At 68.8% G+C, this 13,493-nt stretch carries 7 protein-coding genes; 3 read left to right on the top strand and 4 right to left on the bottom strand.

All coding sequences use genetic code 11. The annotated features are described in order from the left end of the window. Positions 1-387 (top strand): cellulose binding domain-containing protein (locus FLX08_RS34185; RefSeq protein WP_244313100.1); only part of this gene is annotated, 387 nt, incomplete at its 5' end. A gap of 52 nt (positions 388-439) precedes the next feature. Here the strand turns inward: FLX08_RS34185 and FLX08_RS42600 are convergent. From FLX08_RS42600 to FLX08_RS34165, 4 genes are all read right to left on the bottom strand, one after another. After that, positions 440-2,821: a ricin-type beta-trefoil lectin domain protein gene (locus tag FLX08_RS42600; RefSeq protein WP_244313099.1), complete on the bottom strand. Its 2,382-nt coding sequence runs from the start codon at positions 2,819-2,821 to the stop codon at positions 440-442. A 113-nt stretch (positions 2,822-2,934) separates the two neighbouring features. Next, positions 2,935-4,386, bottom strand: coding sequence for a lectin (locus tag FLX08_RS42595; protein ID WP_142624393.1), 1,452 nt, complete (start codon positions 4,384-4,386; stop codon positions 2,935-2,937). Between the two features lie 29 nt (positions 4,387-4,415). Next, positions 4,416-5,945, bottom strand: coding sequence for an arabinofuranosidase catalytic domain-containing protein (locus tag FLX08_RS34170; protein WP_142624392.1), 1,530 nt, complete (start codon positions 5,943-5,945; stop codon positions 4,416-4,418). 696 nt (positions 5,946-6,641) lie between these two features. Continuing rightward, positions 6,642-7,382, bottom strand: a complete 741-nt coding sequence (locus tag FLX08_RS34165; RefSeq protein ID WP_208761833.1) for a FadR/GntR family transcriptional regulator — start codon at positions 7,380-7,382, stop codon at positions 6,642-6,644. A gap of 435 nt (positions 7,383-7,817) precedes the next feature. Between FLX08_RS34165 and FLX08_RS42590 the strand changes: the two genes are divergently transcribed. Together FLX08_RS42590 and FLX08_RS34150 are read left to right on the top strand one after the other, a co-directional pair. Then, complete coding sequence (locus FLX08_RS42590; RefSeq protein WP_244313098.1) at positions 7,818-10,331, top strand: lectin; 2,514 nt, start codon at positions 7,818-7,820, stop codon at positions 10,329-10,331. 192 nt (positions 10,332-10,523) lie between these two features. Beyond that, complete coding sequence (locus FLX08_RS34150; RefSeq protein WP_142624390.1) at positions 10,524-13,403, top strand: lectin; 2,880 nt, start codon at positions 10,524-10,526, stop codon at positions 13,401-13,403. Positions 13,404-13,493 lie beyond the last annotated feature (90 nt).

The raw sequence follows: 13,493 nt of genomic DNA, 5'->3' as shown, positions 1-13,493 counted from the left end.
CCATCACCCAGCCCATCACCGAGCACCACACCGAGCCCCTCACCGTCCGCGTCGCCCAGCGGCGGTTCGGGCACCTGCCGGGTCAGCGCCACCGTCAACGCCTGGAACGACGGCCTGACCGAGCAGATCGCCATCACCAACACCGGCTCCTCCACCGTCAACGGCTGGTCCCTGACCTTCACCCTGCCCGGCGGGCAGACCATCACCAACGGATGGAACGCCACCTACTCGCCCAGCAGCGGACAGGTCACCGCTAGCAATGTGAGCTACAACGGCACGCTGGCCCCCGGAGCCTCCACCGAGATCGGCTTCCAGGCCACCCACACCGGCAACGCCGGCAAGCCCACCGCGTTCACCCTCAACGGGAACCCCTGCACGGTCGCCTAGGTTGATGCGCGGCCCGGACTCCGGGCCGCGCATTTCCGGCTTCCGCGTCAACTCAGTTGCGGCTCCACTGCTGGTTCGCCCCTCCGTTGCAGGCCCACAGGACGATCTTCGTGCCGTTGGCCGTTCCGGCGCTGTAGGCGTCCAGGCACAGCCCGGACTGGACACCGGTGACGGTGCCGTCGGCGTTGAGGTTCCACTGCTGGTTCGCCCCGCCGGTGCAGTCCCAGATGACGACCTGGGTGCCGTTGCCCGTTCCCTGGCCGTAGGCGTCGAGGCACTTGTCGCCGTACACCTGGAGCTGCTTGCCGGAGGTGTGGATCCACTGCTGGTTCGCCCCTCCGTTGCAGTCCCACAGCGCCACCTGGGTGCCGTTGGTGTGCGACTGGCTGGGCACGTCGACGCACCGGCCGCTGGCCAGACCGCGCAGCACGGTGCCGTTGCCGGGGTTGCCGCCGCCCTGGCCCGGTGTGATGGACAGGTTGTCGAACTGGGCGGTTTGGGTGGTGCTGGTGCCCACCCCGATCTGCCCCGCGCCCCAGGTGCCGTCGGTGACCGAGGCCACCTGCGTCCCGTCGATGCTCGCGGTGATGGTGCTGCCGGAGAAGCCCAGGGCCAGGGTGTGCCAGCGGCCGGTGCCGAGCCCGGCGACGCTTCCGCTGCGGATCGTCGTCATCGCGTTGTCGACGTTGTTGCGGATGATCTGCCAGGCGCCGCCGTCGGTCACCCGCAGGTAGTAGGCGTTCAGTCCCTCGGGGCCGAAGGCGTGCTGGGCGCCCGCCCGGCCGATCAGCTCCACGTAGCCGCTCTGCTCCAGCATCACGTCCGCCGAGACCGTGTAGTTGCTCCAGCCCAGGTCGCCCAGCAGGGCGTACGGGTGGGAACCGCCGGTCCAGAGGATCGGCTGGCGCGGGGCCATCTGGCGCACGCATCGGCCGGACCGGCCGCCGCCGCAGCCCACGATCTCGAACGAGCCCTGCATGTCCATCAGGTACTTCGCCTCCCGCCCCACGGCGTAGGAGTCGAAGTCGTCGGCGTACGGCAGGGCCATGGAGCCCCGGGAGGGACTGGTCGTGGTGCCCTTGCCCTGACCCGTCGTGGTGGTGATCGAGTACACGTACCCCGGCTGGGCCGTCAGCGAGAACGCGCCGTTGGACGGGTTGACGTCGCTAGCGTGGACGAAGTAGTCGGCGGAGTTCCCCGAGTTGAGGTTGGTCGCCCACACGTGCACCTGCCCGGTGGACAGCCCGCCGGTCACGGTGAAGTTCAGCGTCTGGGCGCTGGTGGCGTCCATCGTCTCGACGATCGTGCTGTAGTCGGACCCGCTGGGCGACCTCAGCGACACGTAGCTGCCGTTGTTGCGATTGCCGCCGATGTAGCCGCTGGAGGAGTCCAGATACTTCCAGCCGGGAGCGGTGAACTGCGTGGTGTGGGCCATCACCCAGGCGTTCTTGCCGATGGCGTAGTAGCCGGACCACGGCTGCGGCGCCACCGCCACGCCCATCGTGGCGAAGGGCAGGTTCGGAGTGATCGCGGCGATGACCGGCCAGTTGATGTAGGCGGTCATCTTCCCGTCGATGTAGTCCCGGTTGATGCCCCTGGCCATCGCCTTGGCCCCGTCGTTGTAGTCGTCGGAGCCGTTCTCACTGGCCCACAGCACCTTGCCGGAGTTGATCGCGGTGGTGGAGCTGGGACAGCTCGACTGTGGTCCGCGGTAGCCGCAGACGTAGTGCGACCCGAACACGTCCACCGCGTTGCGGAAGGCGGCGTTGTTCGCCGCGTCGTCGGCGACGCCGAAACCCCAGTCGTCGGATGCGACGATCTTCACGTTGCCGAAGCCGCGGGAGTCCAGGGCGGCGTTGAGGTTGACGTACCAGTTGAGATCGCGGCCCTTCTCGTTCCAGCCGCCCAGGTAGTCGATGGTCAGTCCGTGGCTGTTCTTCGCGCAGCCCAGCCAGTCGACCAGGTAGTTGATCGTGTCCTGGGACCAGAAGTTGCCGTTGCCGAGCCAGCCCGGGGCGCCCCAGGCGAGACCCACCAGCTTGATGCCGGGGTTGCGGGCCTTGGCCTGCTCCATCAGCCACCATTCGTAGCCGCGGTTGCAGTCCAGGTCGCCGGAGGTGTGCCGGTGGCTCGGCTCGGCTCCGTCCGTGGAGTTGGTGTCGCCGCCGATCTCGACCTTCAGGATCTGCATCGACGCGCCGTACCCGGGCTTGAACAGGTAGTCGAGGATCTGCGACCGCTGCGGCTCGGGGTAGTCGACCAGCAGGCGGCTGTTGCCTCCGCCGCCGCTGATCGCGCCGACACCGTCGAACGTGCGGCCGCCGGAACCACCGTTGATCGTGATTCCGACCGCCGCGCGCGCCGGCGACACGGCCACGAGGGACATCGCGACGGACAGGAGCGCGACCACCACACTCAGGGCGACACGCGCCACGCTTGCTCTTCGCCGACTCATCGGGGTCCTTTCGCTGGGGGGTGAAGCGAAATCGGCATCGTCCCTCAGGCTGCGGTGCACATGAGGGACGATGCCGAGGGAGTGCCGTCCGCTCAGACGCGGGTCCATTTCTGGTTGTTCTGGCCGTTGCAGGTCCAGATGATGACCTTGCTGCCGTTGGCGGTGCCGTTGTTGTAGACGTCGAGGCACTTGTTGGCGCCGACTGCGGTGATGGAGCCGTCGGAGTTGAGGCGCCACTTCTGGTTGTTCTGGCCGTTGCAGTCCCAGATGATCACGCTGGTGCCGTCGGCCGTGGCCGCGCCGTTGACGTCGAGGCACTTGTTGCCGTAGACGCGCAGCTCACCGGCGCTGGTCGAGGTCCACTGCTGGTTGGACTGGCCGTTGCAGTCCCAGACCTGCGCCAGAGCGCCGTTGGCCTGCGACACCCCGCTGACGTCGAGACACCGTCCCGACGCGACGCCCTTGAGCGCGCTCGTGCTCCCCGACGGCGACGACGGAGACGAAGAAGGAGAAGGTGACGGAGAAGGTGACGTCGGCGGGGTCGTCTGGAACTGCGTCAGGAACTTCCACGCCTCGGCCGAGGTCCAGGTCCGCCAGCCGTCGCAGGCGCACCCGTCTATCGGGCCCGGGGTGTGCCCGCCGTCGAACGCCGCCCAGACCACCGGATAGCCGGACCGGCACCCCGAATAGGTGGTGACGATGTGGCTCAGGCTGCCCGACCGCGGCTCGGGCGGGCTCTGGGCGGTGCAGCCGTTGTTCCTGACGAACCTGTCGCGCAGCCCCCGCCCCTGCGAGATGTTGAGCACCGGGTCGCCGATGCCGTGCACTCCCATGTACGCGATGGGCTGGGTGCCGCCGTTGCACCCGCTGAGCTGGGCGCCGGAGTAGACCACGACCCCGCGGAAGACCGTCGCCCGGGCGCAGGCGAGCGCGTAGCTCATGCCGCCGCCGTAGCTGAAGCCCGTGGAGAAGATCTGGTCGGTGTCGACGCACAGGCCGGCCTCGATCTGCCTGAGCATGTCGTCGACGAAGGTCAGGTCCTGGCCGTTGGGATTGGCCCAGCCGTTGTTGTTGCCCTGCGGCGCGACGAAGATCGTGCTGTTGTTCTCGGCGTCCGCGAGGCGCCTGAGCCCGTAGTACGACCAGTTGTACCCGTCGGTTCCGCCCGAGTCGACGTCGTTGGCGGTGCCGCCGTTCCAGTGGAACCCGAAGACCAGGCGGTAGGGGTGGTTGCCGTCGTAACCGGAGGGCACCCGCAGGATGTAGCTGCGATTCTGGCCGCCGCTCGCGATCGAGTGCGTGCCGCTCGCCAGTGCCGGGGCCTTGCCGCATCCGGCGGTCCCGGCGGCGGCCGCGGCGACCCCGGCGGCGGTCCCGGTAGAGGTCCCGGTAGAGGTCCCGGTAGAGGTCCCGGTAGAGGTCACAGTGCTGTGCGTGGCCGGCGTGGTTCCGGCGAGCGCCGCACCCGCGGTTCCCGCGGCGACGAGCACCGCCGCCGCGATGGTGGAGAAGAAGGATTTGGCGAGGAAGGATTTACGGCTCAACGTGCACAACTCCTTTCGCGGGGTGAAGGTCAGCGATAGCCGGCGGCGACGATGTCGGCCTGCACGGCGTTCTCGGTGGCGTCGGAGGGGTAGCCGGAGACCATCGCGCCTTCGTAGAAGGTCCCGGCGCTGAGGTTGGCGCCGCCGTCGGGCTTGCAGCAGTCGCCGCCGCTGCCCAGGACGATCGCGCCCTGCTTCTTCATGGGGCTGTAGCCGGGGGGAAGCGCGCCGTCATAGAGGGTGTAAAGGCTGCCGGACTGCGCGTTGCTGCCCTTGATGGCGAAGCGCGACGTGCCGTTGTTCTTCAGCGTCGCGGTGACGAACTTGCTGGTGAACGCCCGCTGGTTGGGGTTCCACGACTGGCTGCCACCGGGGTAGAGCCCCCATTCGAGGTCGGCCTGCACCCAGGGACCGGAGCCGGAGCAGCCGCCGAACCAGCAGCTCGTGCCGAAGTAGATGGCGTCCATCGCGCCGGCGGCGTCGGCCTTCCTGGTCGTCTCGCTGTTGCCGTAGTCGAAGCAGCAGCCGCTGTTGACGTGGGTGCCGCTGGTGACCATGTACATGCCCTCGGGCGCGGTGCCGGTCGGCACGCCGGTCAGGTGACCGTCCCGCCAGTAGCTGTTGCCGGGGTTGATGTACAGCGAGTAGGCCTTGTTGCCGCCCACCGACAGCGACTCGGTGGTGGCGATCGCGGGCTTGCTCTGCGGCGAGCCGGGCACCGCGCTCGACCCCTGATACCACAGGTCGTTGCCGCGCCCCGACTGGTCGTACACGACCGTGACGACGCACGTCGTGCCGGCGCAGAAGGAGTCCTGGGCCGCCGCGTCGGCGGAGCCGCCCGTGGTCAGCACACCGATGTTCCTGGTCGCGTTGTCGGAGGAGCGCCGCACCTGGTAGAGGCTGCCGCTGTAGGAGCGGAAGAGCGCCCGCGTCGTGCTGTGCGCGGCCACGCACGGCGTGCCGCCGGAGGCGTAGATGTCGCACGGGCGCGAGCCGGGCGGCGGCGGGCTCGGCGAGGTGGTGGGCCCGCCTCCGGCGGCCGACCACTTCTGGTTGGCCTGCCCGTTGCAGGTCCACAGGATGACGGCGGTGCCGTTGGCGGTGCCTGCGTGGTCCACATCGAGGCACAGCCCCGACTGCACCCCGCTGATCGACCCGTCGGAGTTCTGCCGCCACTTCTGGTTCGCCTGGCCGTTGCACGACCAGATGACCACCTTCGTGCCCGGCGACGTTCCCTGGCCGTAGGCGTCCACGCACCGCGTGCCGCCGAACGTCCGCAGCTCACCCGCCGAGGTGAACTCGTACGCCTGGTTGGCCTGGCCGTTGCAGTCCCAGATCTGCAGGCTCGTGCCGAGCGCGTCGGTGTTGCCCGCCACGTCGAGGCAGCGCCCTGACTGCGCGCCGACCAGCGGCGCCACCGCTGCCGACGCCGGCGCCGACCAGGCGAGGGCGGCGGCGAGGAGGGCCGCGAGCGCTGCCACAAGGCAGGCCGCGACGGCCGCCGGTGAGCGACGCCCGCGAGCCGTACGGCCCGACGAGTCAACCGACGAAGAACCCATTGCTTTTCACTCCTTGGGGGGAAGGCACAGCGGGAAGGCCAGTGGGAAGACACAGTGGGAAGGCACAGTGGGAAGGCACAGCGGGAAGGCGCGGCGAAGACAGCACATGTGCTGAAGTCGGGCAGCCTCGCCGGAGCCGGCGAAAGGCGGTCGTGTCCCACGTGACGGGTCGCCGACGGGCCACTGTGAGAACGGCCGTGCCCGTGGCGTGGGAGACCGAGACGATCGCGGGTCCTGGTCGTGGACCCGATCCGCGCGAAGGCGCATCTACGCGAGGAGGAGGGGGTCAGGGGTCCACGAACCGATTCGCCTCGGCCCGCGGTGCCGGCAATCGGCCCCTGCTGCCTCCTGGCAAGTGAGCGCGCGCCGTGTTAGCGCTAACAAATCGCCAGAGCGTCGATCCTTCCTGCCGGCGGATTGGGGGGTGGCGGGATGCTGCGAAGCAAATACGACCGTCCAAGGGACTGTCAAGAGCCCCGTTTCCCTCGATCAGGCCCGAGTGAGAGCCTGTGGCCCCTTCCCCGTGCTCCCAGCAGGGAACGCTCGCGCTCCCCCGCCGGTCGCGCGCCAATGAAAGATTCACCGGCCTCAGTCGGGCCGCCCTCCTCCGTCCGCCCCGCACCCGGGCGCCGTCGCCTCGTCGAAACGATTCGATTCAACGGCTCTGGAGTGGCGGCGAAGGCGCGCGGGACGGCCTCAGCCGGCCGAGGAGAACAGGCGCTGCTGGATCTCCTTGCGATAGTCGTCGAGCGTGTTGTCGATGTGCGCGGCGGCGGCGTGGGCCGCCGCCTCCGGATCGCCGGCCCGGATGGCCTGGTGGATGGCGTCGTGTTCCTCGACGGCCTTCGCCGCGTGCCCGCCCACCGAACCACGCAGCCCGATGATCGCCGACTGGGCCTGCAGCCTGCGGGCTTCCCGCACCGCGATCTGCAGGAACATGTTGTGCGAGGCCGTGGCGATGGCGGCGTGGAAGGCGTCGTCGCCCTCGTTGAACTGGTCCTCGCGTCCGGTCTCGAACCCGCGGCGGCAGACGGCGGCCGCGTCCTCGATGGCTCGCAGCTCCGCGGGGGCGGCGCGGCGGGCGGCCAGCCGGCTGGTCTCCATCTCCTGCGCCCGCCGGAACTCGAACAGCATGTAGACGTGGTCCAGGTCGGTGGGAAGGAAGAACGACGCGAACCGCCCGGCGCCGAGCATCCCCTCGTCGTCGGCCACGTAGAGGCCGCGGCCCTTCTGGGCGCGCACCCGGCCCAGCGCGGAGAGGATCTTCACCGCCTCGCGGACGACGGTGCGGCTGGTTCCCAGTTGCCGGGCCAGGTCGTTCTCGGTCGGCATGCGGTCGCCCGGACGCAGGCCCAGCCGGGCGATGAGCTCCAGCACCTGCTCGGCCGCCACCTCGTAACCGGGCCGATAGCCGCCCTCACGCGGGGTGTCGGTCACGGTGCTCCTTCCTCGCGATCTCAGTAGAAGTATGACTCCGCATGTCCCGGCACCCGCCCGGCTGCCGGGGACCGCACACCGGTGAGTACGAAACATTCTGGTCGTTCACTTGAAACGTTTAGCCCATGCGGCGATGGCGACATCCGTTTTCGCTGGCCAGAGCGATTCCTGGCATTACGACGACATGACGTGCGTATGCCGGCCAGGAAAATAAGTGTGCTTAAGGTCTTGACGGGCCTTGGTGCCGCCACCGTAATTGGAAGCTGAGCACCCGGAGGAACCCCTTCTTCCGGGCCCTGCGGCTGGACCACACGGCGGGTGTGTGGAGGCGCGCCGCATGCCTCCGCACCGTGGTCGGCCACGTCGGCTTCCATCGCCTCGCTCCACCCCGATCCCTCGTGGTGCCGGGTGAGGCCGCCCCCCATGGAGAAGCACGTGACCGATCGGATCTGGCGTCCGTCCCCACCGATGGCGGTGTCGAGACCGCTTCTGGCCGGTCTCGTCATCGCGGCGCTGACCGTGGCGCTGACCGTGGCGCTGACCGTGGCGCTGACCGTGGCGCTGACCGTGGCGCTGACCGTGGCGCTGACCGTGGCGCTGACCCTGGCGATGACCGTCGTCTCGGCCACCGCGGCCCGCGCCGCCACCACGACCCTCTACGTCTCGCCCTCGGGCACCGGCAGCACCTGTTCGTCCGCCCAGCCGTGCTCACTGCCGGGCGCGCAGACGGCGGTGCGGTCGCGGAACGGCTCAATGTCGGGAGACATCGTCGTGCAGCTCGCCGACGGGGTCTACCGGCTCTCGGCGCCACTGCGGCTGACCGCGGCCGACTCCGGCACCAACGGATATCAGGTCATATGGCAGGCCGCCCCGTCGGCGCATCCCGTCGTCAGCGGCGCCAGGGCGGTCACCGGCTGGACGCTCGCCGACCAGGCGAAGAACATCTGGCAGGCCAACGTCGGCGCCGGGATCGACACCCGGCAGCTGTACGTCAACGGCGCCCTCGCCACGCGTGCGCGCACCCAGGTGAACCGGTCGGACTTCACGGCCAACGGCTCCGGGCTGAGGTTCGGCAGCGGCGCGCTGAGCTACCTGAACAACCTGGCCGGGCAGAACCGGGTCGAGCTGGAGAGCGTCGGTTCGTTCACCGACCGATACGTGCGGGTGCAGAGCATCAGCGGCAACTTCATCACGATGCAGCAGCCCGGCTGGAACAACAACATGTTCGGCTACGACGTGTTCACCAGCCCGCACCGGGCGGGTCCGCTCTACCTCGAGAACGCCTACGAGTTCCTCGACTCGCCGGGTGAGTGGTACATCAACCCCACGACCGGCGTGCTCTCCTACATCCCCGCCTCCGGGCAGAACATGAGCAGCACCAGTGTCGAGCTGCCGGTGCTGCAGTCTCTGGTGAACGTCGGCGGCACCTACGACGCGCCGGCGCACCACATCACGTTCAGCGGCATCACCTTCACCGGCACCAGCTGGCTGGGCCCCAGCAGCAACCAGGGTTTCGCCGACCAGCAGACCGGCGCCTACATCGCGGGCAACTGGAACTGGCCGGCCGACCTGCCGAACTCCTGCCAGGAGGGCTGCCGGCAGTTCGAGGCCACGAGGCCGAACTGGTATCAGATGCCCGCGGCGGTGCAGGTGTCGGCGGCCGACCACATCACCTTCACCGACTCGCGGTTCGTCAACCTGGGCCAGACGGCCGTGGGCATCGGCAACGACGCCAACGCGCACGCCAGCGGCGTCGGCCTCGGCGCCAGTGCCATCACGGTCACCCGGTCCGAGATCGCCCGCAGCTCGGCCGGCGGCATCGTGGTCGGCGGGGTGCGCGCCGACGCCCATCACCCCGGTGACCAGCGGATGGTCAACCGCGACATCACCATCACCGACAACCGCATCCACGACCTCGGGCTCGACTACCGGGGCGTCGTCTCGGTCCTGACCACCTACGTCACCACCAGCGACGTCTCCCACAACGAGGTCTACAACATGCCCTACACCGGCATGTCGATCGGCTACGGATGGGGCGCCAACGAGCCCGGCGGCAGCACCCAGTACGCCAACCGGGGTCTGTACGACTACCAGCCGCGCTACACCACGGCCACCACCGCCTCCGGCAACAAGCTCGTCGGCAACTACGTGCACGACGTCATGCAGCAGATGACCGACGGCGGGTGCATCTACACGCTGTCGTGGAACCCGAACGCGCTGATCAGCGACAACTACTGCCTGCGGACCAACGGCTGGTTCGGGCTCTACTTCGACGAGGGCTCCAAGTACTACACCGTCAGGAACAACGTCTTCTCGAACACCGGCACCTGGGCCACCGCCAACTACTGGGGTGGCGAGAACATGGGCAACTTCACCGTCACGGGCAACTGGTCGACGAACGGCAGCACCAACATCACCAACGGCGACCGCGGCAACGTCGTCAACAACAACGTGACCGTCGCCAACGGCCAGTGGCCGTCGGGCGCCCAGTCCGTGATGTCCTCCGCCGGGCCCCGGAACGGCACGTCGACGCCCTCTCCGTCTCCGTCGTCGCCGCCGGGGAGCACGAGCGCGCTGAAGGGCGTGGCGTCGGGACGGTGCCTGGACGTCACCGGTGTGTCGCAGGCCAACGGCGCTCTGGCGCAGGTCTGGGACTGCAACGGCCAGTCCAACCAGCAGTGGACCTCGACCAGCGCCGGTGAGCTGCGCGTCTACGGCAACAAGTGCCTCGACGTCAACGGCGGCGCCACGGCCGACGGCACCAGCGTGATCATCTGGGACTGCAACGGCCAGAACAACCAGAAGTGGCGCCTCAACTCCGACGGCTCCATCACCGCCGTCGGCGCCAACAAGTGCCTCGACGTCTACAACAACGGCACCGCCAACGGCAGCAAGGTCATCATCTGGACCTGCAACGGCCAGAACAACCAGAAATGGACCCGAGCCTGACCCCGAGCCTGACACCGAGCCTGACCCCGAGCCTGACACCGTCCAGGCACGCGCCGTCGCCGGGGTGATCCCTCTTCATCGGGCGCCCCGCGACGGCAGCACGTGACGCTTCGGCAGAAACCCGGCAGAAACCCGGCGACAGCGCGTCGGCGCGCTGTGCCCTGACCGATTGACCTGTGAGGAAGGAAACCGATGTCCCGACGTCCGTGGCTCACAATGCTGACCACGATGGCGCTGATCACCCCCGGAGCCCTCGCGATCACGGCCTCCCCGGCGGACGCTCTGACCATCCCCGCCTCCGACTACCAGCAGGTGTCGCTCGCCTCGGGCGGCTCCGAGCTGGGTGAGGCGATGTCGCTGGCCGTGATGCCCAACCGGTCGGTCATCCACACGGCCCGTGACGGCACGGTGCGCGTCACCGATGTCAACGGCAACACCAAGGTGGCCGGCAGGCTCAGCGTCTACACGCACGACGAGGAGGGCCTTCAAGGTGTCGGGGTCGACCCGAACTTCGCGTCGAACCGCTATGTCTGGCTCTACTACTCGCCTCGGCTGAGCACGCCGAGCGGTGACGCGCCGAGCACCGGTACGCAGTCGCAGTTCGACCAGTGGAAGGGACACCTGAACCTGTCCCGCTTCACCCTGAAGTCCGACGACACCCTCGACATGAGCAGCGAGAAGGTCGTGCTGGAGGTGCCGAACGACCGCGGGATGTGCTGTCACGTGGGCGGTGACATCGACTTCGACGCCGCCGGCAACCTCTATCTGACGACCGGCGACGACAGCAACCCGTTCGAGTCGAGCGGCTACGCCCCGCTCGACGAGCGGACCAACCGCAACCCGCAGTACGACGCCCAGCGCACGGCGGCCAACTCCAACGACCTGCGCGGCAAGGTCCTGCGGATCAAGCCGCAGCCCGACGGCAGCTACACGATCCCCAGCGGCAACATGTTCCCGCCGGGCACGGCGAAGACCCGCCCGGAGATCTACGCGATGGGCCTGCGCAACCCGTTCCGGATGAGCGTGGACAAGGCGACCGGCATCGTCTACCTGGGCGACTACGGTCCGGACTCGGGTGTGACCAACAGCAGCCGGGGCCCGAGCGGACAGGTGGAGTTCAACCGCATCACCGCTCCGGGCAACTACGGCTGGCCGTACTGCACCGGCACGAACACCACCAGCGAGACCTACAACGAGTGGGACTTCGCCTCCAACAGCAGCGGGCCGAAGTACAACTGCGCGGGCGGCCCGACCAACAACTCCTTCCGCAACACCGGCCTGACCACGCTGCCGGCGGCGAAGCCGGCGTGGATCAGGTACGCGGGCGACGCCGGCTCGCCGCCGGAGTTCGGCTCGGGGTCCGAGTCGCCGATGGGCGGTCCGGTCTACCGTTACGACCCGAACCTGAACTCGGCCGTCAAGTTCCCCCAGGTGCTGGACGGGCGCTTCTTCGCCGGTGAGTACGGCCGCCGCTGGATCAAGGCCATCGAGGTCAAGAGCGACGGGAACTACGGGGAGATCTCCGCGTTCCCGTGGAGCGGCACCCAGGTGATGGACATGGCGTTCGGGCCCGACGGCGCCCTGTACGTGCTCGACTACGGCACCGGAAACAACAACCAGGCGTTGTACCGGATCGAGTACATCGGCAAGGCCAACCGCAACCCGATCGCCAAGGCCGCCGCCGACAAGACCTCGGGACAGGCTCCGCTGACCGTGAGCTTCTCCTCCGCGGGCAGTTCCGACCCCGAGGGCGGCACGCTGGCGTACTCGTGGAGCTTCGGCGACGGCACGACCTCCACGGCGGCCAACCCGAGCAAGACCTACACGACGAACGGCACCTACACCGCCACCCTCACCGTCCGCGACCCGCAGGGGCTGACCGGAAGCGCGAGTGTGATCGTGACCGTCGGCAACACCGCCCCGACGGTGACGCTGACCACCCCGGCCGACGGGCAGTTGTTCTCCTTCGGAGACACCGTGCCCTTCCAGGTCACAGTGAGCGACCCGGAGGACGGCACGATCGACTGCTCGAAGGTGACCGTCACCTACTTCCTCGGGCACGACAGCCACGCACACCAGATCACCTCCAAGAGCGGCTGCAGCGGCTCGCTGAATGTGCCGGTGGACGGCGAGCACGACTCGGCGGCCAACATCTTCGGCGTCTTCGAGGCCTCCTACACGGACGCGGGGGGCCTGACCTCCACCAGTCTCCGTACGCTCCAGCCGCGCCACCGGCAGGCCGAGCACTTCGGCGCCCAGCAGGGTGTCCAGACGGCCGATCACACCACCGCCGAGGGCGGCAAGACGGTCGGCTTCACCGACGACGGCGACTGGATCTCCTTCCAGCCCTACAACCTGGCCGGCGCGACGAAGATCACCGCTCGGGTCTCCTCGGCCGGCGCGGGCGGCCGGATCGAGGTGCGGGCGGGCTCGGCCACGGGCACGCTGCTGGGCACGGTGAACGTCGCGAGCACCGGCAGCTGGGACACCTTCACCGACGTCTCGGCGAACCTCAGCGGCGTGCCGTCCGGCACGACGACGCTCTACCTGGTCTTCCGCGGCCCGACGGGACAGGGTTACCTGTTCGATCTGGACGCCTTCACCTTCGGCACCGGCACGTCGTCCTCCCCGTCCCCGTCTCCGTCTCCGTCCCCCTCGCCCTCGCCCTCCCCGTCGTCCTCGGCGAGCACGAGCGCGTTGAAGGGCGTGGCGTCGGGGCGGTGCCTGGACGTCAACGGCGCCTCACAGGCCAACGGCGCGCTGGCGCAGATCTGGGACTGCAACGGGCAGGTTAACCAGCAGTGGACCTCCACCAGCGCCGGTGAACTGCGCGTCTACGGCAACAAGTGCCTCGACGTCAACGGCGCGGCCACGGCCGACGGCACCAGCGTGATCATCTGGGACTGCAACGGCCAGAACAACCAGAAGTGGCGCCTCAACTCCGACGGCAGCATCACCGCCGCCGGCGCCAACAAGTGCCTCGACGTCAACAACAACGGCACCGCCAACGGCAGCAAGGTCATCATCTGGACCTGCAACGGCCAGAACAACCAGAAATGGACCCGCGTCTGAGTCCACCCGGCACACCCCCCGGCACACCACCCGGCCCCAGGCCGATCACCCATTGATGCGACCGCCCGGCGATGCCTCTTTGTCGAAAGG

This window comes from Microbispora hainanensis (genome assembly GCF_006874475.1).
In the GTDB taxonomy this organism is placed as follows: domain Bacteria; phylum Actinomycetota; class Actinomycetes; order Streptosporangiales; family Streptosporangiaceae; genus Microbispora; species Microbispora hainanensis.
The sequence above is the reverse complement of the archived record's forward strand: the minus strand, read 5'-3'. Positions and strand labels throughout refer to the sequence as shown.